Annotated in this window: 16 protein-coding genes; 11 read left to right on the forward strand and 5 right to left on the reverse strand. The window is 63.8% G+C overall.

Features of this window, described 5'->3' with window-relative positions:
* Positions 1-5 precede the first annotated feature (5 nt).
* From C0V82_RS05030 to C0V82_RS05040, 3 genes are all read right to left on the reverse strand, one after another.
* Positions 6-1397 (reverse strand): hypothetical protein, encoded by a 1392-nt coding sequence (locus tag C0V82_RS05030; RefSeq protein ID WP_102111382.1) that lies wholly within the window; start codon positions 1395-1397, stop codon positions 6-8.
* A gap of 150 nt (positions 1398-1547) precedes the next feature.
* Positions 1548-4058 (reverse strand): penicillin-binding protein 1A, encoded by a 2511-nt coding sequence (locus C0V82_RS05035; RefSeq protein ID WP_102111383.1) that lies wholly within the window; start codon positions 4056-4058, stop codon positions 1548-1550.
* A 110-nt stretch (positions 4059-4168) separates the two neighbouring features.
* Positions 4169-5422, reverse strand: coding sequence for an N-acetylmuramoyl-L-alanine amidase family protein (locus C0V82_RS05040; RefSeq protein WP_158659733.1), 1254 nt, complete (start codon positions 5420-5422; stop codon positions 4169-4171).
* A gap of 576 nt (positions 5423-5998) precedes the next feature.
* On the opposite strand from C0V82_RS05040, the gene C0V82_RS05045 reads away from it, so the two are divergent.
* The 10 genes from C0V82_RS05045 (at position 5999) to C0V82_RS05090 (ending at position 18546) form a co-directional block, all read left to right on the forward strand.
* Entirely contained in the window at positions 5999-9049 is a 3051-nt protein-coding gene (locus C0V82_RS05045; protein ID WP_102111385.1) for an Rne/Rng family ribonuclease, read from the forward strand.
* Between the two features lie 168 nt (positions 9050-9217).
* Positions 9218-9952 carry an SDR family NAD(P)-dependent oxidoreductase gene (locus C0V82_RS05050; protein ID WP_102111386.1) on the forward strand — a complete coding sequence of 245 codons (735 nt, stop codon included), beginning with the start codon at positions 9218-9220 and terminating at the stop codon, positions 9950-9952.
* Positions 9953-10223: 271 nt separating this feature from the next.
* Positions 10224-10850, forward strand: a complete 627-nt coding sequence (locus tag C0V82_RS05055) for a hypothetical protein (RefSeq protein WP_102111387.1) — start codon at positions 10224-10226, stop codon at positions 10848-10850.
* Positions 10851-10853: 3 nt separating this feature from the next.
* On the forward strand, positions 10854-11402 hold the full coding sequence (locus C0V82_RS05060) for a hypothetical protein (protein ID WP_102111388.1): 549 nt from the start codon (positions 10854-10856) through the stop codon (positions 11400-11402).
* A gap of 196 nt (positions 11403-11598) precedes the next feature.
* Positions 11599-13242, forward strand: coding sequence for a glucose-6-phosphate isomerase (pgi, locus tag C0V82_RS05065; RefSeq protein ID WP_102111389.1), 1644 nt, complete (start codon positions 11599-11601; stop codon positions 13240-13242).
* A gap of 104 nt (positions 13243-13346) precedes the next feature.
* On the forward strand, positions 13347-14237 hold the full coding sequence (locus C0V82_RS05070; RefSeq protein ID WP_102111390.1) for a DUF817 domain-containing protein: 891 nt from the start codon (positions 13347-13349) through the stop codon (positions 14235-14237).
* Between the two features lie 119 nt (positions 14238-14356).
* On the forward strand, positions 14357-15643 hold the full coding sequence (locus C0V82_RS05075) for a pentapeptide repeat-containing protein (protein ID WP_245924166.1): 1287 nt from the start codon (positions 14357-14359) through the stop codon (positions 15641-15643).
* 48 nt (positions 15644-15691) lie between these two features.
* Positions 15692-17545 (forward strand): DNA mismatch repair endonuclease MutL, encoded by a 1854-nt coding sequence (gene mutL, locus C0V82_RS05080; protein ID WP_102111391.1) that lies wholly within the window; start codon positions 15692-15694, stop codon positions 17543-17545.
* Positions 17546-17634: 89 nt separating this feature from the next.
* Entirely contained in the window at positions 17635-18018 is a 384-nt protein-coding gene (locus C0V82_RS05085; protein WP_158659734.1) for a hypothetical protein, read from the forward strand.
* Positions 18019-18186: 168 nt separating this feature from the next.
* Positions 18187-18546, forward strand: coding sequence for a hypothetical protein (locus tag C0V82_RS05090; RefSeq protein ID WP_102111393.1), 360 nt, complete (start codon positions 18187-18189; stop codon positions 18544-18546).
* A 4-nt stretch (positions 18547-18550) separates the two neighbouring features.
* Here the strand turns inward: C0V82_RS05090 and gcvA are convergent, their stop codons facing one another.
* Entirely contained in the window at positions 18551-19522 is a 972-nt protein-coding gene (gene gcvA, locus C0V82_RS05095; protein WP_102111394.1) for a transcriptional regulator GcvA, read from the reverse strand.
* A 135-nt stretch (positions 19523-19657) separates the two neighbouring features.
* Here gcvA and C0V82_RS05100 point away from each other — a divergent pair, with 135 nt between their 5' ends.
* A complete protein-coding gene (locus tag C0V82_RS05100) occupies positions 19658-19864 on the forward strand; it encodes a hypothetical protein (RefSeq protein WP_102111395.1) in 207 nt (68 codons plus the stop codon).
* A gap of 84 nt (positions 19865-19948) precedes the next feature.
* On the opposite strand, the gene C0V82_RS05105 is transcribed toward C0V82_RS05100, so the two are convergent.
* Positions 19949-22984, reverse strand: coding sequence for a phosphoenolpyruvate carboxylase (locus tag C0V82_RS05105; RefSeq protein ID WP_158659735.1), 3036 nt, complete (start codon positions 22982-22984; stop codon positions 19949-19951).
* Between the last annotated feature and the right edge of the window lie 26 nt (positions 22985-23010).

The following is a 23010-nucleotide window of genomic DNA, read 5'->3' on the forward strand; positions in this document are numbered from 1 at the left end:
CCGGATTACCGCCGCAGCCGCCGTTCCAGCTCCGTCACCGCTTCGGCCTTACCGAAGGCGCGGCACATGTCCATGACCGGAGCGATGTTGGCGGCGGTGGTGTGGCGGGCCTGGGGGGCCATCTCGTGGCTGCGCAGGTAGCGGTCAACATCGTCCACCGCCTTGTCGCTGAGACGCATGCGCAGCTTGTGGGCCCGGTTGCCGCGCTCGCCGCTGTCGATCAGCATCAGCAAGGCCGGATAGATGCCAGCCAGCGGGCCCAGCACCATGGTGGCCCGCATGCGCTTGTCTGCCGGCCCCATCAGCACATCGTGTAGCCAGTCCATCAAAGCCTCGCCCAGCCGTTCGACGGAGTCGAAGCCAAGCCGCGTGCGCAGTAGCTGAACCAACCCTTCCGCCCCCGCCCCTTCCGTCCCGAACAGTGGGATGCGGCGCAGGCGGATGACCAGGTGGTTCAGGGCAAAGACCCGGTCGGCAAGGTTCAATAGAACCTCTGTCGGCTGCGTACGCGGCGGGCGGCCCAATAAAGTCGCCACATCAGCGGCCAGATGGTCCAGCCGGTGGTGAAGCCATTGCACCGCCAGACCCGACGGTTCCGTCATCGTATCGAAATAGAAGGGGAACGCGTCAATGACATCGACCGGGTTGGGCGTCATCTCGAACAGGTACAGGACATAAAGATCAAACTGCGTATCCAGCAGTTCGAATACACTGTACCAGTTCGTATAAAGCCGTAACGCCTGCACCTGATTGCTCTGCCGGGCCTGTGCCTGCTGGAAATAGCGAACATTCGGCATGACCAGCCGGTGCCATTTCAGCACCCGCGCGATAAAGCGCACCACCGCCGTTTCCGCCGCCGACAGTTTCAGACGGGCCGGGATATTCATGGCATTGTTCAGGATAAAGGCCGCCAGATCCACCACCTGATGCGCCACCTGATCCAGCGCCATCTGGTCCCCGTCAAAACAGGCGGTGAGATGGCGTCGGCGCAACTGGTCCACCAGATCGGCGTTCGCCGCCTCTACCATTTCCCACAGGGGGCGCAGCATACGGCGCGGCACGATCCAGGGCGCCCCTGTCACCACCTCTGTCTGATCGGTGAGGAAGCGTTCCAGGGGGCGCCAGCACATGCGCTCCACCGACCCCACCCGTTCGGGCTGCACCTGACGCAGGCGCGGTCGCAGGGTGGACAGCAGATCGGGCGCCTCCCCCTCAAGCACCCCCTGGAATTCCAGGGACCGGGCCAGATGCCGGACATCCGCATCCGACAGGGCCGCCACCCCACGGCGCAACGCCTCCGCCCCGCCCGCAGTACGGACCAGATGCAGACGGTTGAACGATAGCGGCGTGGCGGGATCGGCAGGCATGGGCAGCAGAGCAGGCAAAAGGGCCGGCACTATACAAAGACATCAGCCCCTGTCAAACGGACAAACGAAGTTGAACATGGTTAAAGATTGGTTGATATCAAGAGATCACAGCCGCGATCTCTTGACACCGACGGACAATCATCCAATTGAAACCCGACGCGGGATTCGATTTTATGCCGATCAGTAAACGCCACCCGTACCGGTGCCGACGGTCGGCTGCGGCGTGGTGCCCGTCGGCTGTGGCTGTCCCTGGACAAAGCCGGCACCGGCATCACCGCCGTCCAGAACGCCCTGCTGGCCCTTTGGCTCGGTCCCTGGAATGAAGCCTTCCCAGATGGCGTTGCGCTGACCCGGCGATGCCGGCCTCCCGGTTTCCGGATCGATACGAACCAGTTGCAGGCCGGGCGGTACGCGGAACGGCGTGGCCGGCGCATCCTTCAGCGCGGCGGACATGAAATCCTTGGCGATGGGCACCGCGATGGTCGACCCGCTTTCATGGTCACCCATGGAACGCGGCTGGTCGTAACCGACAAAGATGCCCACCGCCAGATCGGGAGAGAAGCCGACGAACCAGGCATCCATGGCATCATTGGTCGTACCGGTCTTGCCGGCCAGAGGCTTGCCAATCTCCCGCAGGCGCACGCCGGTACCGCGCTGAACCACGCCTTCCAGCATGGACACAATCTGATAGACGGTACGCGGATCGGCAATCTGTTCGCGTGGATCAGGGATCAACGGCAGGGTGTCGGGATCGGCGGCCACTGGCGCCACGACTGGGGCCACTGGCGTGACAGGCACCGAACCCGGCGGCACGGCAGCAGCCACGGGCAGGACCGTCTGACACCCGGCACAATCGCGTGTGTCATGACGATAGACAGTCTTGCCTGCCTTGTCCTGTACCCGATCGATGAAGCTGGGTTCAATCTTGCGCCCGCCATTGACCAGCATGGAATAGGCCGCGGTCAGGCGCAGAACCGTCGTCTCCCCCGCCCCCAGCGCCATGGACAAGGTGGGCTGCAGATCGTCCTTGATGCCGAAACGGCGGGCCACATCCACAATCGGGTCCATTCCGATATATTGTGCCAGCCGCACCGTCATGACGTTGCGCGACTTCTCGATCCCGACGCGCAGCGGGGTCGGGCCATAATATTTCTCGGTGTAGTTAGACGGCTTCCACTTGCCCAATCCACCGCCCTGATCCAGCGCGAAGGGGGCGTCCAGCACCAGCGTGCTGGGCGTGAAGCCCTGATCCAACGCAGCCAGATAGACAAACGGCTTGAAGGCGGAACCCGGCTGGCGATAGGCCTGGGTGGCGCGGTTGAACACGCTGATCCGGGCGCTGAACCCGCCCGACATGGCCAGAACGCGGCCCGTATGCGGGTCCATGGCGACAAGCGCGCCCTGCACCTCCGGGATCTGGCGAAGGCCCAGGCTGCTGGCCTTTTCGTCCAGCGGCTCGACCAGCACCACCTCACCCGGCGACAGGGCGTCGGATGCCTTCTGGATGCTGGGACCGACGAACTTGCCGTCCTTGACCTTGCGCGCCCATTTCAGTTCCGACAGCGGGATCTGCCCCTTGGAGCCATCGGCCAAGCCGACCTCCACCGCGTCAGCCCCCGCTGACAGAACGACGGCCAGGTCCCACTCCTCGCCGCCCGGCGGGGTGCGTACGTCCTCCAACTGCTCCTGCCAGCCATCCAGGCTGTCGAAGCGGGTGATAGGTCCGCGCCAGCCGTCGCGGCGATCATAGGCCAAGAGACCATTGCGCAGTGCCGTGGATGCCGCCGCTTGGATATCGGGGTCCAGCGTGGTGCGTACCGACAGGCCACCAGCATAAAGCGTCTGCTCACCATAAAGCTTAGCCAGTTCGCGGCGCACCTCCTCCACGAAATAATCGGCGCGGACATTGCTGTCGTTGGAACGGTCGGCGAAGGTCAGAGGCTCTGCCCGTGCGGCCTCCGCCTCCTCCCGGCTGATGTAACCATCCTCCTCCATGCGACCGATGACGTAGTTACGGCGGGCGATGGCGGCGTCGCGGTGCCGCTCGCGATAATACCGGTCCGGCGCCTTGGGCAGGCTGGCCAGGAACGCGGCTTCGGCGATGGTCAACTCATCCATCGACTTGTTGAAATAGTTCAAGGCCGCCGCACCGACGCCATAAGCGCGGTTGCCCAGAAAAATCTCGTTCATATAGATTTCAATGATCTTGTCCTTGCCCATCGCCTCTTCGATGCGACCGGCCAGGATGGCTTCCTTGATCTTGCGGACGTAGGAGACCTCGTTCGACAGCAGGAAGATGCGCGTCACCTGCTGGGTGATGGTGCTGGCCCCAATGGGGCGGCGGCCCTGGCCGATATTCTTCACATTCTGCACCTGCGCACGCAGGACCGCGAACCAGTCCACCCCGTGATGGGTGTAGAAATTCTGATCCTCGGCGGAGATGAAGGCGTTGGTCACCCGCTTGGGAATGGCCGCGAACGGCACGAACACCCGCCGCTCGCTGGCGAATTCCGCCACCAGACGCCCGTCACCCGCATGCACGCGGGTGGCGACGGAGGGGTTGTAATTGGCCAGCGTCGTATGGTCAGGCAGGTCCTTGCTGAAATAGACCCAGGCGCCCCCGGCGGCGGCCATACCCAGCACACCCAGCGAGACACCGGCGATCAACAAGCCCTTCACGACGCGATTCATTATCCCAACCCCTGAAGGCCCCGGACGGGACCAAATAGATAAGTGCCAGCGCCCGCGACGGACGGGTACCGTTTGGCCATTAGTACAAGATGACGCTGATTATGTCGCGGTCATGACCGCGGCGGCACCGCGTTGCCGGTAAAGTAGCTATCCACGGCACGCAGCAGTGAACCCGCCATGCGTTTGCGGTGCGTATCGCTGCCCAGCAACTTGGCATCCTGGCTGTGCGACAGATACCCCATCTCCACCAGGATGGCCGGCACGTCGGGCGCCGTCAGCACGGCAAAGCCCGCGGACCGAAGCGGGCCGGGAAGAACGGCGACATTGGGATCAAGATTCTTCAGGACCAGAGAGGCGAAGCGCCGCGACTGGTTCATCGTGTCCCGCTGCGACATGCCGATCAGAATATTGGCGATGTCTGCGGACTGCACCGACAGGTCCATACCGACAATGGCATCGGACTGGTTCTCACGCTGGGCCAACATCTCTGCTTCACGGTCAGATGCCTTTTCCGACAGGGTATAGATGGAAAGGCCACGCACCTGCCGGCCCGTGATGCTGTCGGCATGGAGCGAAATGAACAGGTCCGCCCCCTTGGCCCGCGCCAGGGCCGGACGGTCGCGCAAGGGGATGAACACATCCTTGTCGCGGGTCAGGGCGACACGGTAACGACCGGTAGCCAGGAGTTGCCGACGCACCTCCTTGGCCATAGCCAGGGTAATATCCTTTTCATAGGCGCCACTGACCGCAACGGCACCGGGGTCCTGACCACCATGACCAGGATCGATGACGATCATAGGCAAGGGTGGCTTCGGCTTTTCCTTCGGCACCGGCGGGTTCATCATGCTGGCGGGGGTCAGAACGGCACCCGGCCCGGCCTTACCCGCCGCCAGATCCATAACGAAACGCGGGGGCATGCCGTCACGCGGCGGAATGATTTCCGCCAACTGCACCCTGACCGGGCCGGTGGTTGCCAGGATCAGGCGCAGATGCCCCGTCTTGGCGCCGGGCCGTACCGAAACGGATTTGACCAGACCCTTGGCCGGCGGCAGGGCGGCATCCAATGCCGCCTCCATCTCCACCGCCACACCACTGGCATCGGGCAGAATGGTGAAGGGTGCTTCGCGCGTCAGTTCCAGAACGAAACGCGTCTTGTTACCATGATCCCCCAGCCGGGCGGCCCCGATGCGGGCGGGTTCCGGCATCATGCGGGCGGACGCGACGGAGGCGGTCTGCACCGGTGTCTGCGCCACCGCGGCACCCGTCGCCGTCCACAGCAGACACAACAAACCAATCGCCAGCAGCGCACGCGCCACCAACGCCGTCTCCACGGCCATGGACTGGATTGCCCCCTTCTGCGACAAGCGGCCCTTCCCCCTTGGGCGAATCGGTCATGGTATTCGGTTTCATCAACACTATAAGCACGGCGAATCAGTGACTTCAACGCCTATCATAATCCACCGACTCAATGCCGCCCCCCAAACATGCCGACAAGCCCGTGACCAGCATGACCAAATGCGCTTTTGGCAATTCTCCCATTGTGGAATGGGGGGCGGAGTGTTTATGGTGACAACCGCGACAGACCGCGCCTCGCCAGGGCCCTGAAACGGGCTTTGGCGTCGCCCTGGGGACCCCGCCGCCGGCTGTGACGCCGGCCCGAGCCGCCCCCAGGATGTGACGCCTCACGGGTTCGACCCCAACGGGGTGCGGTGTAGTGGAAACCTTGGGGCTGGCCAGTCCGGTTCATCCGGTACAGGCCCGGCATCAGCGTTGGTCCATCCTGGCTGCTCCCCCCTGCTTCCCATATGGGATAATGGCGGCGGGCGCTGTTTGAGGACCCAAAACGCCGGTACCGACAGGTCCCTCACCGCAATGGTGGCAGGGTCCGTCTTCCGTCCCGTCGCGCGGAAGGGCGGTCGCCCTTGCCACGGGGAAGACATATGGCCAAGCGTATGCTTGTCGATGCCACGCATCCGGAGGAAACCCGGGTTGTCGTGGTTAATGGTAACCGCCTGGAAGAGCTTGATTTCGAGATCGCCTCCAGGAAACAGCTTAAGGGCAATATCTACCTCGCCCGTGTTATCCGGGTTGAACCGTCACTTCAGGCGGCGTTCGTTGAATATGGCGGCAACCGCCACGGCTTTCTGGCCTTCTCTGAAATCCATCCCGACTATTACCGGATCCCGGTCGCCGACCGTGAGGCACTCCTGCGCGAACAGCAGGAACTGGCGGAAGAGCGGGAGGCCCGTGCCGAACGGGGCGAAGACCTGGACGATAATGGCCATGTCGAGGATGCGCCTCCCGCCCCGCCGCCCGAGGAAATCGGCGGCGCCGCCCCGGCCCCCATCGTGGCAGACGATGCCGGCGAGCCGGTAGGCGTCGATGACGGCCATGATGTGGTGGAAACCGGCGACGCCGAAGGCGTGCCGGCGGATGAGGAACATGCCGGCGGCGATGCCGATGGCGAAACCGCCGATGCCGGTGAAGCCGGCTCACCGTTTGTGCATTCGTCGGGCCGTGGCCGGGAACGTTCCCGCCGCTATCGTCCGCAGGCTGCACAGACCGAAAGCAATGACGAGAGCGTTGAGGAAGAAGTGGAAGAGCGGCAGCCGCAGCAGCAGCGCCGCCGCCCGCTGAAATCTTACAAGATTCAGGAAGTTATCAAGCGCCGCCAGATCCTGCTGGTGCAGGTGACGAAGGAAGAACGTGGGAATAAGGGCGCTGCCCTGACGACCTATCTGTCGCTGCCTGGCCGCTATGCCGTTCTGATGCCCAACACGCCGCGTGGCGGCGGCATCAGCCGCAAGATCACCAACCCGGCCGACCGCAAGCGCCTGAAGGAGATGCTGGAGGATTTCGACATTCCGTCGGGCATGTCGGTCATCCTGCGCACCGCGGGCATCGAGCGGTCGAAGCCGGAAATCCGCCGCGATCTTGAATATCTGATGCGCCTGTGGGACAGCATCCGCGAGACGACGCTGCAATCCGTCGCGCCGGCGCTGATCTATGAGGAAGCGAACCTCATCAAGCGCACCATCCGCGACCTTTATTCCAGCGACATTGACGAAGTGCATGTCGAGGGTGAGGCTGGCTTCCGCGTGGCCAAGGACTTCATGCGTATGCTGATGCCCAGCCACGCCAAGAAGATCCAACTTTATAACGATCCCTCAATCCCGCTCTACCACCGGTTCCAGGTGGAAGGCGCCATTGAGACGATGTTCAACCCGATTGTACAGCTGCGTTCGGGCGGCTACATCGTTATCAACCAGACCGAAGCGCTGGTCGCCATTGACGTCAATTCGGGCCGCTCCACCAAGGAACGCAATATCGAAGAGACGGCACTGCGCACCAATCTGGAAGCCGCTGAGGAAGTGGCCCGTCAGCTGCGCCTGCGCGATCTGGCCGGTCTGGTCGTTGTCGATTTCATCGACATGGAAGACCCGCGCAACAATTCCGCCGTTGAAAAGCGTGTAAAGGACGCGATGAAGGCGGATCGCGCGCGCATTCAGCTGGGGCGCATCTCCGCCTTCGGTCTGCTGGAACTGTCGCGGCAGCGTCTGCGCCCGTCCTTGCAGGAAATCAACTTCGAACGCTGCCCACATTGCCAGGGCACCGGCATGGTCCGCAGCCTGGAAAGCGCTGCCCTGGCCGTGCTGCGCGCGGTCGAGGAAGAGGGTATCCGCAAGCGGTCAGCAGAAATCACCGTCACCTGCGCCAGCCATGTCACGCTCTATATCCTCAACCACAAGCGCGAGGCGCTGGCGGATATCGAGCGGCGCCACGGCCTGCGCGTCTACCTGCAGGGTGATGACAATCTGATCGGCCCCAGCCATCAGATTGACCGTATCCGCGCGCGCACTGCCGCCGACGACATTGTCGCCGCCGCACCGGTCAGCGCCGAGCGCGTGATGGCCCAGACCGAACGCGCCATCGAGATCGAAGAAGCAGAGGTCGAGGCCGAAGCCACAGAGATCGATGCCGAGGGCGAGGAAGAGGAAGCCAAGCCTCAGGTTCGTACCGAAGGCCGTGGTGACCGCGATGGCGACCGTGACGGTCGTGGCCGCCGCCGCCGCCGTCGCCGCCGCCGTGGTGAGCGCGGCGAGAATGGCAGTTCGCCGGAGGCCGGTGACAGCGAGGGAGACGACGAGGCCGATGGTGAGGAGGGTGATGCTCCTGCCGAAGGTGAAGCCGTCCAAGCCGAGGTTGTTGCCGAAGGTGACACCACCGCTCCCGCCGCTGGCGAGGATGATGAGGCGGCCCGCGCCAAGAAGCGTCGTCGTGGCAAGCGTGGTGGTCGCCGCCGTGGCCGCCGTGGCGAAGATGGCGTGACCGATGGCGCCGGCGATGAGGGCGAGGATGATGGCGAAGGCGATGAACAGGGTGCCGACGAGGCACCGGTTGTCGCCGAAGCAGCAGCACCCGCTGCCGAGCCGGTTGCAGAAGCTGCTCCCGCAGTGACCGAAGAAGCCCCTGCCGCCCCGGCAGAGGAAGCTCCGGCACCGAAGAAGCGCGCCACACGCAGCCGCAAGAAGGTTGCGGAAGCCGAGGCGGCACCCGCCGAAGCCCCGGTTGAGGCACCTGCCGCTGTCGAAGCCGCTCCTGTCGTGACCGAGGAAGCCGCTGCACCAGCGGAGGAAGCTACGGCACCGAAGAAGCGTGCGACCCGCAGCCGCAAGAAGGTTGCGGAAGCCGACGCGGCACCGGCAGAGGTTCCCGCCGCTGTCGAAGCCCCCGTCGTGGTCGAGGAAGCCCCCGCCGCACCGGTGGACGAAGCCGCGACACCGAAGAAGCGGGCATCGCGTCCCCGCAAGAAGGTGGCAGAGGCCGAAGCCGCACCTGTTGAGACCGTGACGGAAGTGGCCGCCGAGGCCGCCCCCGCCGCCGCACCGGTGGAGGAAGCTGCACCGGCCCCGACGCCGGCTGAGCTGGCCACCGAGGTGAACCCGACGGTGGAGAAGCCCAAGCGCGGTTGGTGGAGCCGCAAGTCGTAAGGCTTGTTCCGCTGTCGCAATGAATAGGGGAGGTGTTTCGGCACCTCCCCTTTTTCATATCGAATGCGGAATGATACTGACGATAAACAGAGCGGCGATCCGCCGCTTTCCCGCCGCGCCCGAATGCGCTAAGCACGCCTCCCGAACGGAATTCTTCAGAGACCCGCCATGACCGGTTCCCCCCCCCTTCCCTCCCCGCGCCTGACCGGCCGCGTCGCCCTGGTGACGGGTGCCTCACGCGGTATCGGTGCCGCCGTGGCCGAGCAACTGGCGCGCGAAGGCGCCCATGTCGTCCTGCTGGCCCGCACGCTGGGCGCGCTGGAGGAACTGGATGACCGGATCAAGGCATTGGGTGGGGCCGCGACCATCATCCCGCAGGATCTGATGGACAGCGCCAAGCTGGATAGTCTGGGCCCCGCCCTTTATGAGCGGTTTGGCCGTTTGGACATCATGGTCCATGCTGCGGCGCAGCTGGGTACGCTGGGTCCCATCGCCCATTCCGATCCCAAGGACTGGGATCGTGTCATGGGCGTGTCGATCGCCGCCGCCATGCGCCTGATCCGCACCACCGACCCGCTGCTGCGCCTGTCGGATGCGGGCCGCGCGGTCTTCCTGACCGACCGGGTGGGCCGTGAACCCACCGCCTACTGGTCTGCCTATGCGGCGGCCAAAGCGGCACTGGACATGATGGCCCGCACCTGGGCGGCGGAAACGCTGAACACCAATCTGCGAATCAATCTGGTCGATCCGGGCCCCGTCTCCACAGGCCTGCGGGCCAAGGCCTTCCCCGGTGAGGATGCGGCAACCCTGCCAACGCCCGCCGATACGGCCCGCGCTATCGTGGAGTTCACGGTGCCGGCCTGCGCCATGCATGGCGAATTGATCGATTTGCGCACAGCGTGACACGGGTCACAGCGAAGGGGTGAAGGACGGGGGTACCTTCCACCTACTGACCGTTCCCCGTTCAGTGGCCGGATGGGTTCCATCCCTTTTCCCATTCCGCCGACGACCCCGCCTTGAACCCGCCGCCCGCCCTGGGCTGGCGGGTTTTCTTTTGCTGTCCACCGGGGGACACCGGCTTCGCCGGGTAACAAAACCTTCCGCACCCTGCGGCCTTCACACTATAATAACGACGGCGGTTTTCGCCGTTGCTGGGGAACCGGTACCATCAAGCATGCTTGAAAAACTGACCGAAGCCGTGATCGCCTTCTTTGTGATCTCTGGCCTTGCCTATGTCATCGGTACTGGGATCGCCAGCGCCGCCGAGAATGCTGTGCGCAAACGCCAGGCGGATGTCGGGTTGGATGGGCGGTTGCAGAAGCTGGGCATCCTGGGTCAGAGACTGCAATCGCGCAAAGACAAGATGCTTCCACGGCTGGCCAAGCTGGATGCCGAACTGAAATCAGCGCGCCGCCGCCATTACATGGTCAACAAGAAGATCCTGGACCTGAAGATGGCCCGGTCACAGCTGATGCGCGTCCTGGGCGAAGAAGATGCCTTTTTGCGGACGGAGCGGCCCGCCCGCAAGTTCATCGCCAATATCGTCAACCGGCATGTTCAGCGCGCGCAGATGGACCAGAAGGAACATCCGTTCCTGTCCCGCGCCTGGTCGCGTACACAGCAGGCGACCATCTGGGCCCCCACTATCGGCGATGCCAAGCTGATGGTGGAGAAGTCCTTTCCGCCGGCCACCGGCTTCTTCATCGCCTCCATCGCCGAACCCCAGGGTGACGGTGAGGAGGACCTAACGGCACTGGAGAGTGCCGAACTGGAAGCGGTTGCACAGGAACGGGGTGGCTGAGACATGCTGAGCGCACTTTTCGCCAGCCTTCCGATCTGGTTCGGCATTCTGGGCGGAGGCGTGGTCGCCCTGCAGATGGTCGCCCATACCCGTAAACGCCTGCGCCGGGCCCACAAGATGCATCAAGGCCAGCAGACCCGTGTTGCCAGCGTCAGCCGGGCCACACGCGAACAGGCAGGCACGACCTTGTCACTGCGGCGCGAGGAACGGCAGATGCGCCAGGAACTGGAGCGGCTGAACCACGCCATTGAGCAGGGAGAGCAGCAGGCGGAACGCGAACGGATGGGCGAGTCGCAGATTTACGTCTTTGATGAGCGTAAAAACATGGGCGACACCGCCTTCGTGTTTCAGATCAGCCACCCGGACTTCAACGCCCTGGCCCGAAACGCCCCGGACGAGGTGATCCAATCCTGGAAAGCCGGGCGCCGCTATATGGTGTGGGCAGCCAGCGAGAAGATGGCCACTGCCAAGGCCAGCATGCGCTTCAACCAGGACAAGGGCTATCGCGTCAGCGCCCCCAGCCCCTTTGAAGGGGACCCGGAAGCCTTCTGATCCATTGGAAGGGCAGGATCGGTTATGTAGCGATGTTACATAATTCAAGCTGACCGCCCTTTACCGCCATAACATCAATGTGACCCCGAAAAATCGCTGTCCTGGGCTAAATCAGCACGGTTTGCGCCTTGTGGACAGCGCCCTTCATGCTATCAATCTGAAACAGAGTTTCAGCGTTCGGCCGGAGAGAAAGCCCATGTCCGCCCTGACCCAATCCCCCGCCTGGCAGGCACTTGCCGCGCATCGTTCCGCCCTGGACGGGGTGTCGATGCGCGACATGTTCGCCACCGATCCCGGTCGCTTCGACCGCTACCGCATCGCCTTTGACGGCATGATGCTGGATTACGCCAAGAACCGCGTCACGGATGAGACACTGTCCCTGCTGGTTGACCTGGCCTATCAGCAGAACCTGGAAGAGATGCGTGACGCCATGTTCCGGGGCGAACGCATCAACATCACCGAGGATCGCGCCGTCCTGCATGTCGCCCTTCGCAACCGCGTCGACCGCCCCATTTTGGTGGATGGGCAGGATGTGATGCCGGGCGTCCATGAGGTGCTGGCCCGCATGTACGCCTTCTGCCACAAGGTGCGCGACGGCGAATGGCGCGGCTTTGACGGGCAGGCCATCACCGATATCGTGAATATCGGCATCGGTGGCTCCGACCTGGGCCCCGTGATGGTGACCCAGGCCCTGACGCCATGGCACCACCCGCATCTGGCGGCGCATTTCGTCTCCAATGTCGACGGCACCCATATTGCCGAGGTGTTGAAGCGCGTCGATCCGGCCACCACCCTGTTCATCATCGCGTCCAAGACCTTCACGACCCAGGAAACGCTCGCCAACGCGCTTACGGCGCGCGACTGGTTCCTGGCCAATGGCGGCAGCGCCGATGATGTAGCCAAGCATTTCGTGGCCGTATCGACCAACGCGACCGAGGTGGCGAAGTTCGGTATCGACACCGACAATATGTTCGGCTTCTGGGACTGGGTCGGCGGGCGCTACAGCCTGTGGTCCTCCATCGGCCTGCCCATCGCCCTTATGGTGGGACCGGAAAAGTTCGGGGAGCTGCTGGCCGGCGCCCATGCGATGGACGAACATTTCCGCACGGCACCCCTGGCCAAGAATATGCCCGTCATCATGGGCCTGCTGGGCGTCTGGTATGGTAATTTCTTCGGGGCCGCCGCCCATGCTGTGCTGCCCTATGACCAATATCTGGCCCGCCTGCCCGCCTATCTCCAGCAGCTGGATATGGAAAGCAACGGCAAGTCGGTGGACCGCCAGGGCAACAGCGTGGATTACGCCACCGGCCCCATCATTTTCGGCGAGCCGGGTACCAATGGTCAGCATGCGTTCTATCAGCTGATCCACCAGGGCACGCACCTGATCCCCTGCGATTTCATCGCTCCGATCAACAGCCAGAACCCGACAGGCCGGCACCATGCCATGCTGCTGTCCAACACGCTGGCCCAGACCGAAGCCCTGATGCGCGGCAAGAATGCCGATGAGGTGCGGGCCGAACTGTCCAAGGAAGGCAAGTCGGGCGCCGCACTGGACGCCCTGCTGCCGCACAAGATTTTCACCGGCAACCGCCCCACCAATACGATCCTGGTCGATCAGCTCGACCCCTACCGCCTGGGCATGCTGGTGGCGCTCTATGAACACAAGGTCTTCGTGCAGGGCATCATCTGGAACATCAACAGCTTCGACCAGTGGGGCGTGGAACTGGGCAAGCAGCTTGCCAAGGTCATCCTGCCCGAATTGGAGGGCGAAGGTGCAAAGTCGCACGATTCCAGCACGGCGGGCCTGATCGGTGTGGTGAATGGGGGCAAGGTGGGGTAAGGGCTGACAGGTCACAGCACACCCGGCGTGGTAGAGGGATAACGCCATCTTTCTGCCGCGCCCTCCTGTCAGAACGCCGTCTCAACCTCTCGCCGGCGTACCCTATGCTGAAACCCCATACGCCCAGCGCGACGCGCGACTGGCCGCTGCTGACCCGGTTCATCGCACGTGAAGCCGCCTTGGGCGAAGCCGCAAGGGTGCGCGGCCCCTGGTCGGCGGGATGCTATGAGTTCCTGCGCTTCGGGGTGAAGCAGGCCTGGGCCTGCCTCTATGGCGGCTTGATGCTGGTCCTGCTGCTGGGTACTTGGCTGCTCTACCCCCGTGATGCCGCCCTGCCCCGCTATGATTTCCTGACACTGGCGGCGCTCGCGCTGCAGGTGGCGCTGATCCGGTTCCGGTTGGAGACCAAGGAGGAGGCGCTGGTCATCCTGATCTTCCATTTGGTCGGAACGGGCATGGAGATATTCAAGACGGCGGTGGGGTCCTGGGTCTATCCGGAGGAGAGCTACCTGCGCATCGGTGGTGTGCCCCTGTTCACGGGCTTCATGTATGCCGCCGTTGGTTCTTATATCGCGCGGGTCTGGCGGTTGTTCGATTTCCGGTTCAGCCATCATCCGCCGCTATGGTCTGTGCTGCTGCTGGCAGCATGCATCTATACGAACTTCTTCCTGCACCATTACTGGTGGGACCTGCGCTGGGGCCTGTTCGCGCTGGCGGCCCTGTTGTTCGGGCGCTGCTGGGTCTATTTCCGGGTGTGGGATGTGGATCGGCGCATGCCGCTTCTGCTTGGATTCGCGCTCGTCGCTCTGTTCATATGGTTCGCGGAGAACCTGGGCACCTTCGCAGGTGCCTGGATCTATCCCAGCCAGAAGCAGGGCTGGACCATGGTGTCGTTCGCCAAATTCGGGTCCTGGTATCTGCTGATGCTGATCTCCTACGCCCTGGTGGCACTGATCCGGCGCCCACGGGACCGGAACGAAACCACAGCCCTGTGACAACCATAGACCGCTGATACAAAGCCCGCACAAATCAGCCGGTGTTCATTATTCCTTTGCAACGACCCGTGCATGGTGGCTCAACTTGAGTGAAATCAGAAGGGTCAGGGAGAGAAGCGTTGGTCGAACAGCGACCGCTTTACAAGGCGACGCAGGAACAACTCGACGCGCTGCTGAAGCGGCATGAGATGTTTCGCAATGCCCGCATGGGCGGCGCCCGCGCGGTCCTGACCAATTACGACCTGACGGGATTGAACCTGGCGGGCCGTGATCTGGCTCATGCCGATCTGACCGGTTGCATCCTGCGCCGCGCCAATATGGCCGGGGCCAATCTGGATTGCTGCACCCTGTTCGCCGCCGACCTGCGGGAGGCAAACCTGACCGGTGCCTCCATGGTGAAGGTTGATCTGCGCGGGGCCAGCCTGCGCGGTGCCGACCTGACCGGCGCCAATCTTGTCAGCGCCGATCTGCGTGACGGCTCACTGGCCGAACGTGCTGCCGATGGCAGCCTGAAAATGGTGGTGGTGGAAAGCGATGCCAGTCCCGCCGACATGCAGGGTGCCAAGCTGGCCCATGCCAACCTGTCCCAGGCCAAGATGTCGGGTGCCATCGCCCAGCATACGGACTTCACGGATGCCGTGATGCGCGGGACCAAGCTGGTGCGCGCCAATCTGCGTAACGCCACGCTGGACGGCGCCATCCTGGAAGGCGCCGACATGTCGGGTGCCGATGTGCGCGGCGCCAGCCTGAAAGGCGCGGTGCTGACCGGTGCGGTCCTGATGATGACGGAAATGGCAGGCGCCGACATGGCCGGCGCCCTAACCGACAAGCCCGCGGGCAAACCGGCCAGCGCCTTGCCCCGCCCACTGGAAGAGATGCTGAAGCTGCATGCCGAATGGGTGGGCACGGCAGGACAGGCGGGGCTGGCTCTGGACCTGACTGGCTATGATCTGCGCACCGCCGGCAGCCTGTCCCATGCCTGCCTGACTCGTCTGCACGCGCCCGGGGTCATTCTCTATGGCATGGATCTGTCGTCGGCGCAGATCCAGGTGGGCAATCTGGCGGGTGCCGACCTGCGCGGGGCCAACCTCTCTGGTTGCGACCTGCGTGGCATCAACCTGACCGACGCGCAGTTGGGCAATGCCAACCTGTCGGAGGCCAATCTCGGCTATCTGAAGATCGACGCCACCCGCTTTGTGCGTTCCGAACTGGCGGGCGCCCGGCTACGCTATGCCAATCTGTCGGGGGCGCGGCTGGTAAAGGCCAATTTCGCGGGCGCCGATCTGTCCTTCGCCAATTTGCTGCTGGCCGACTTGAAGGAAACGGACCTGACCGGCGCGCGCCTGTCGGGCACGAAGGTTAAGCGGGAGCAGATGGCGGAGGTGGTGGGGTTTAAGGTGCCATAACTTGTGGCTGTCTTGGCGTGCACCCCCCATCAGTGCTATGACCACCCGATGCCGATCATCCGCCGCCTCCCCGATAATCTCGTCAACCAGATCGCCGCCGGTGAGGTGGTGGAGCGTCCTGCCGCCGCCGTGAAGGAACTGGTTGAGAATGCACTGGATGCCGGGGCGCGGCGCATTGATGTCACCCTGCGCGATGGCGGCAAGGCCCTGCTGTCCGTCGCCGACGATGGCTGTGGCATGGACCCGGAGCAGTTGTCATTGGCTGTCGAACGGCACGCCACGTCAAAGCTGCCCGATGGCGACCTGACCGATATCCGTACCCTGGGTTTCCGGGGTGAGGCCCTGCCCTCCATCGGTGCCGTCAGCCGCCTGACCATCACTAGCCGCACCGAAGGTGCCGATCATGCCAGCGCCATTCTGGTGGAAGGCGGCAGCGTCCATCCCGTCGGCCCCGCCCCCGGCGGACTGGGCACGCGGGTGGAGGTGCGGGACCTGTTCTTTGCCACGCCGGCCCGCTTGAAATTCCTGAAAGGCAGCCGCACGGAAAGCCAGCATGCGATCGATGTCGTCGAACGCCTCGCCATGGCCCATCCGCATGTCGCTTTCACCGTGACTGATGAGGGGCGGACACCTGTTCGCCTGACGTCCAATAGCGGGGAGGAAGAGGCAGCACGCCTGTCACGCCTGGGTGCCGTCCTGGGACGAGAGTTTCAGGAGAATGCCATCCCGGTCAATGCGGAACGGGCCGGCGTGCGGTTGGTCGGGCATATCGGCCTGCCCACCTATAACAAGCCCACCGCCGCCGGACAGTATCTGTTCGTCAATGGCCGTCCCGTGAAGGACCGGCTGATGGTGGGGGCTGTACGCGGGGCCTACGCCGATTTCCTGGCGCGTGACCGGCACCCCGTGCTGGCCCTGTTCTTGTCGCTGAACCCGCATGACGTGGATGTGAACGTGCATCCAGCCAAGACCGAGGTGCGGTTCCGTGATCAGGACCTGATCCGGGGCCTGATCGTCGGCGCGTTGAAGCATGCCCTGGCCGCCGCCGGCCACCGCGCCAGCACCACCGTGGCAGCCGACACGCTGGCCAGCTTGACCCCGCGCGTGGCACCGCAGACCAGTCTGCTATGGGAACCGCAGCGCCCGTCAGCGCCCCCGCCCTATGCCCAGACCCATCATGCGCCGCCGCCCGTGAACCGGGAAATGGCAGAGGCGGCGTGGCAGTTCCAGGCGCCGCAGCCGATGACGCCCCCCCCGCAGGGCTTCGCCCCGGCGGCCCGCGCGGAAGAGGCCGATGCCATCGCCGCCACCCCGCCCAGCTTTCCCCTGGGCGCCGCGCGTGCGCAGCTTCACGCCACCTATATCGTGGCGCAGACCGAAAACGGCATCGTCATCGTGGATCAGCACGCAGCCCATGAACGGCTGGTCTATGAGCGCATGAAGAAGGAGATGCTGGGCGGCGGGGTGAAGCGCCAGGGCCTGCTGATCCCCGAGGTGGTGGAACTGGACCCCGCCGATGCCGAACGGGTGGGTGAACGCGCCGACGAACTGGCGGAGATGGGGCTGGTCCTGGAAAGCTTCGGGTCGGGCGCCATCGTGGTGCGGGAGGTGCCAGCCATGCTGGGGGTGCGGGCCGATGTGCGCGGCCTGATCAAGGATATCGCCGACGAATTGGCAGAGATGGGCGACGCCCACGCGCTGAAGGAAAAGCTGGATGCCATCTGCTCCCGCATGGCCTGCCATGGCAGTGTGCGGGCGGGCCGGCCCATGAATGTCGATGAAATGAACGCCCTGCTGCGCCAGATGGAAGCCACGCCCCATTCCGGCCAGTGCAACCATGGCCGCCCAACCTATGTGGAACTGAAACTGGGCGATATTGAGCGGCTGTTCGGGCGGCGCTGACCCCCTCCATACCCGGCAGAATTTTCCCAATAAAAACCGGCACATGGCTTGCTTATCCCTCCCCATCCTTTTCACCGGGAGGGTCTGATATGCACGACCGACTACACCGTCCAGGCGCCACCAAATCGGGTGGCCTATTTGCAAAGCCCAAGGAAGCCAAGGCTTCCGGGAGCTTTGATGGGTTGCCCGCCGGCCTGCGCCTGCTGGACGACGCCAAGTCAGATGTGGGTCTGGCGGAAATTCTTGCCGCCATCACGGCAGAACCTGCCAAGCCCGACATGCGCCTGCGGGAGGTGGAGGACAGCATCCGCCGTCATTGGGCCGTGCTGCGCAATCTGGTCCGTGAACATGCCGACCTGACCCGTGCCGCCATGCAACGGGCGGATAATGAACAGGGCATGATGGCCGACCGGCCACCGCCCAAGGTGGCGATGTTCACGCCGGCGCTTCGGAATATCGTGGCCGCAGAGTAAGGCGCATCACGCCTGTGACAAGTCCGGTGACAGGGGTGGGGTCACGGCAAATCCGCCACCCCGCCCCTTCGTCGCCCGGTGCTTGACCGGCTTTCGCCTTAATCGCCCACCATCTTGATCTCATCGGCGCCGGGGTTCCGGCTCTGTAAATGACAAGGTGGCGGTGCCATGAATTTCACGACGAAGATCCTGGTCCTTTCCAGCCTGGCGGCCCTTCTGGGGGCCTGCGCCGGTCTTTGGGACCTGACCGCCGATACGCTGTCCGGTACGCTGGCCATCCTGGCCGCGTCGGCCTTTATGCTGGCCCTGTTCCTGCCGCGCCTGGCCGTTTTCGGCGTTCTGGGCTTGGCGGGGGGGGTATTGCTGGCGCATCTGATGGCCTACCCCCCGCCCGGCAGTTCCATGCCGGTGCTGGAACGCGGGATGATTGCCGCTGCCGTTGCCATGCTACCGGCTGCCGCCGGTGCTCTGGCCGGAATCCTGGTCGCCCGCACTGCCGCCTGCATGGGCTGGCGGAGTGTGGAGTGACGGATCAGCCACCAACCGCCGCCAGACGGGGTCCGGCAAGCGCCACATTCAAGATGCCTCCCAAAGACCCGCATTGCCCCTCGCAGGCGCTGACCTCTGACAATATCCAGTCGCGGAAGGCTTTGATCTTCGGTTCATCCACGCGCCGCTGAGAACAGACCAGCCAATAGGACCGGTCGGTGACCAGCACGAGATCGGGAAAAGGCACCAGCAGCCGGCCCGACGCGATATCCGCGGCGAAGAAGGCGGGGCAGACTAGTGCCACCCCCTGCCCCATCACCGCCGCCTGTCCGGTGATGGCCTGCATGTCATATTGCGGACCGCTGCGCATGCCATCAACCGCTACATCCGCCATGGCAAACCATTGATGCCAATAGCGAATATCCTCAATATGGTTGTAATCTAGCAGCGGCAGCCGGGCCAGATCGGACGGATGCCGGATGCCCCCCATCCGGTCGGCCAGAATGGGGCTGATCACCGGGGTCAGCCGGTATTCAACCAGCCGTTCCGCCACCATGCCGGGCCATTGCCCCAGGCCGGAGCGGATAGCGACATCGAATTGATGGTTCAGATCGCCCAACCCCACCGAACTGTCCAGCCGTACCGCCAGATCAGGCCGCCGCAGCTGAAAATGCCCCAGGCGCGGCACCAGCCAGTGGGAGGCGAAGGTGGGCAGGGTCGTCACCGACAGGACCTTGTCTTCCGCTGCATCGGTCAGCTTATGCATGGTGGCGCGGATACGGTCGAACGCATCCTCCACCGCCGCCTGTAACTCAATCCCTGCCGGGGTCAGTTCCAGCTTGCGTGTCAGGCGGCGGAACAGCTCCCGCCCGATATGCTCTTCCAACTGGCGGATCTGATAGGACACAGCGGCCTGCGTCACGGCCAGTTCATCCGCCGCCTTGGTGAAGGAGAGGTGCCTTGCCGCCGATTCAAAGGTGCGGAGCGCATTCAACGGCGGCAGTCGCTTATCCATCACAGCCCCTTATGCACAAAATCAGCTGATGCATCCTATCGGGATTACTCGTTTGTCGTCCATGCCGGAATGGAGCGATAAAGGGTGCAACAAAGGCACCAACCTCCCAGACTGGTTCGGAAAGGACCCTTCAAAATGCAAAAGCTGAATTTCGCCCATGGGGCCGCCACGCGGTCGCAGACCCTGCCGCTCGCCCCCACCACTCCGCCTTCGCGGCGGACCACGGCGCTGGCTGGCATGGCCGGGCAGTTGCAGTCGGTGCTGACCGAACTGCTGGCCGGTGAAGCCTACCGCTACGGCGTCCCGCCGCAGTTGAAGCGGGATGTGGGGTTCTGGGGGTGAAAACCGATAGCCAGAACCCAGCAAAAAGGGGGGTGACGGACTGAACCGTCACCCCCCTTTTTCTTCATGTGTGAAACAGGCAAATCAGCCAAAGAACCCAATACGCTGCGTCAACGCGTTGCTGGTGCGGCGGATCAGTTCATAGAGCGAGGCCATGGGCCGGAAGATGTTCTGGTTTTCCTGGCTGTAGTCCTGGCTCTCATCGCTGACATAGGTCGCGACCTCCCCGAACCCTTCATCCAGCGTCACATCGGTGCGCGCCGGGAAGATGCGGGCCAGCTGATCCAGGGCCCAGGGCACATCCAGATGCAACATGCGCGTCACCAGCCGCTGATTGGTGATCGAATGTTGGCTGGAGAATTCCGGGATATGCACCGCCAGCCGGTAGACCTGATGGATCAGCGACAGGCGTACGGCGTGCAGCAGTGACAAATGGCGGTCCAGATCGGGGTTCGGCTTAGGCGCCGCCCCCGCCCGCTCCAGATTCTGACGCAACACGCCATAATCGCGATACAGCTTGCGGAAGATACGGACCAGACGCGCCTGCGTCGGCGTTTCTTCCAGCACCGCCGCGATGCGGCGCATGTCATCGGCCTCCAGCGGGTTTTCCGACCGCGCCGCCCGCGTCAGCCAATGGCCGGGGTCCAGCGTATCAACATAGGCCTTCAGCGCGTCGGGGCAGCTGACGGCGGCACCATAGACAACGATGCCCATCAACTCACGGAACCGGGCCGACGTGGCATAAAGCGACCGGAACTGTTCGGGATCACGGTCGATGGCCTCGCCAACACCCGACAGGGCATTGGCCGGCAGGCCCATCTGCAACAGGACCGCATTGTGGGGAATGGCGCGGAACTGGCCGGCCATGACGCGGGCCGCCGGATCGGGTGCCGCGTCGTGCTGGCGCTTAATGGCGCGGCTGCCGCTGGGGAACAGCAGGTTGGTGCCGAAGGCGGCCAGCAGCTCACCATAATTCGGGTCTTCGACCAGCCCGACCTGGAACGCCTTCACGGTGGTGAAGAACTCCCGGATATAGTCGCCCTTGGCATAGAAGACATCATGATCCAGGTCCGGCTTGGCCGTGCCGATCATATATTCCAGGATGCGGGTGACCACGGCCAGGGCCGAGGCCGGGGTCACGAAATAAGTGTAGCCGTCACCGCCCTGGAAACTGACTTCCTGCTTCAGCTCGATATTGTGCTTGGCCGCGAAAGCCAGGGTGGCAGGCGGGCTGACATAGGCCAGACGGTTATGCAGGCCGGCGGGGTGACCACCGCGGCCAATGCTTTCGCCATGCGTGTCAAAGATCACCAGCTGCACATTTTCCAGAGTGTGCCGCGTGAACAGCCGCATGACGCGCAGGCGCAGACGCTCAATCGACGCGCTGGCCGGCGTCTGGCCCAGGTAACGACCAGCGTCGGAATAGCCGGTCTGGATGCACAGACGCCCGCGCTTTTGCACATAGGCGCGATAATGCGGGTTCTCCAGCAGCTGTTCGATAATGCGGCTGCCGGTTTCGAGCGCCTTCTCGGTTTCGAACAGCGGGCTGATATCGACCCTCTCTTCCACCCCGAACAGCTTGGCGAAATAAAGCGCCGACAGAACGGTGAAGGCGCTTTCGCTTTCGGCGATCAGGAAGCGGATGGGCGTACGCGCATCGGAATATTTCAGCATCTGCGCCACAACCATGAACAGTCGCTTGGCGCTGGTGCGTTCGGCCACGACGGAGCCGAAATTGATGCTGACCGGCTCCACCTTGTCCAGAAGATCGGTAAGGGTGGCCAGATAGGACTGGCGATAACGCGGGTCATCCGCTGCGGTATCCAGGCCCACTGCCTTGCGGATGGCATTATGGACCTGGGTGCTGTTCAGGCGGACATGGGTATGCGCCATGCCAAGGCCAAACGTCGCCAGCTCAGCACGCAGCACCGCCAGCTGCTCCACAGTGGCCAGCGCCTTGTCGCCCTCAATGGCGGCGGACAGACGAATGCCCCGGTTCACGAACTCAATGGCTTCCGACGCGTCGACCAGACGCAGCGGCAGGCCCTCATGCATACGCTTGGCGATGCGACGCAGATGGTCCAGATCCTGCGCCTCCGACCCGCCAAAGGCCGCAATCTCATCCGTGACCTGGTTCAGCGCCAGGGCCAGACGGCTTTCGATCAGGGCCAGTGTATGGCGCAGATCTTCCAACGACGGAGCGCCTGCACGGATATCGCGCAGGTTGGACAGGTAGTAACGCAGCTGCCGCTGCTGCACGATCAGGCGCTTATGCAGCGTGTCAGACCAGCGGATGTCGGAACGACCGTCCAGATCGTAGCCAACCCAGCTGGCCACCGTTAGCAGACGCGGCGTCAGTTCGGTCCAGCGCTCGGGATAATGCTTGCGCCCTACGCGCAGGACGGCGCGATAGAGGGTGCGGATGGCGATCTGGATATTCGCGATGGCGTCCAGCGACAGTTCATGTTCGCGGGTCAGCGACATGTCTTCGGGCGCATGTTCCGCCGTCGCCATTTGCCGGATCAGGCTTTCGCGCGCGTCCGCCGTCAGCTTCTTGCCATTCTGGTCGCGGCCTGTGGCCAGACAGGCCATGGTGGTCATCTGCGTGCCCGACAGGTTGAAGGTCGGATGGGCGGTAATAACGATACCGAACACCTCCTTCTCGACCAGCTTCTGGAACGCCTCAAACGTCAGCGGCTCCCCGCCGCTGCCGGCAGCGGCAACATCCAGCAACTCTTCCATGCGGCTGGCATTGGCTTCGGGCGACGCCTCACCCAAGTAATTAGAAAGACGCGCGGCGCGGGCCAGGAAACCCTCCGCCGACAGGTACTGAATCAGCTGCTCCAGGGCGCCAGGCGACAGTTCGCCGGCACCGACGCGGCGGGAAATGTCCAGTGCCAGCAGCATGACGGGATTGGCGAAAGGGTCCTGCTTGGCATCGGCGCTGTATCGGTCCAACTGCGCCATCAGATCACCCGCAAGGGCGCGCACATCCAAGCCCTTTGGCGCCGGGAAGCGCGCCTGTTTAGTGGACAGCAAAGCCCCCTTGGCCGTGGTCGTGCCCAGGAATTCCAGATCAGACGGGGCGGCGGCTTGGGGCATGGCGGGGTCCAGCGGCATGGGGGCTTCCATCTTCTGCGAAAGGG

This window comes from Niveispirillum cyanobacteriorum (genome assembly GCF_002868735.1).
GTDB lineage: Bacteria > Pseudomonadota > Alphaproteobacteria > Azospirillales > Azospirillaceae > Niveispirillum > Niveispirillum cyanobacteriorum.

What these genes read in the sequence shown, in the direction of transcription:
- C0V82_RS05035 (WP_102111383.1), bottom strand. Translation starts at nt 4,058, where the DNA reads ATGAATCGCGTCGTGAAGGGCTTGTTGATCGCCGGTGTCTCGCTGGGT.
- C0V82_RS05045 (WP_102111385.1), top strand. Translation starts at nt 5,999, where the DNA reads ATGGCCAAGCGTATGCTTGTCGATGCCACGCATCCGGAGGAAACCCGG.
- C0V82_RS05050 (WP_102111386.1), top strand. Translation starts at nt 9,218, where the DNA reads ATGACCGGTTCCCCCCCCCTTCCCTCCCCGCGCCTGACCGGCCGCGTC.
- C0V82_RS05055 (WP_102111387.1), top strand. Translation starts at nt 10,224, where the DNA reads ATGCTTGAAAAACTGACCGAAGCCGTGATCGCCTTCTTTGTGATCTCT.
- C0V82_RS05060 (WP_102111388.1), top strand. Translation starts at nt 10,854, where the DNA reads ATGCTGAGCGCACTTTTCGCCAGCCTTCCGATCTGGTTCGGCATTCTG.
- pgi (WP_102111389.1), top strand. Translation starts at nt 11,599, where the DNA reads ATGTCCGCCCTGACCCAATCCCCCGCCTGGCAGGCACTTGCCGCGCAT.
- C0V82_RS05070 (WP_102111390.1), top strand. Translation starts at nt 13,347, where the DNA reads ATGCTGAAACCCCATACGCCCAGCGCGACGCGCGACTGGCCGCTGCTG.
- mutL (WP_102111391.1), top strand. Translation starts at nt 15,692, where the DNA reads ATGCCGATCATCCGCCGCCTCCCCGATAATCTCGTCAACCAGATCGCC.
- C0V82_RS05085 (WP_158659734.1), top strand. Translation starts at nt 17,635, where the DNA reads ATGCACGACCGACTACACCGTCCAGGCGCCACCAAATCGGGTGGCCTA.
- C0V82_RS05090 (WP_102111393.1), top strand. Translation starts at nt 18,187, where the DNA reads ATGAATTTCACGACGAAGATCCTGGTCCTTTCCAGCCTGGCGGCCCTT.
- gcvA (WP_102111394.1), bottom strand. Translation starts at nt 19,522, where the DNA reads ATGGATAAGCGACTGCCGCCGTTGAATGCGCTCCGCACCTTTGAATCG.
- C0V82_RS05100 (WP_102111395.1), top strand. Translation starts at nt 19,658, where the DNA reads ATGCAAAAGCTGAATTTCGCCCATGGGGCCGCCACGCGGTCGCAGACC.
- C0V82_RS05105 (WP_158659735.1), bottom strand. Translation starts at nt 22,984, where the DNA reads ATGCCGCTGGACCCCGCCATGCCCCAAGCCGCCGCCCCGTCTGATCTG.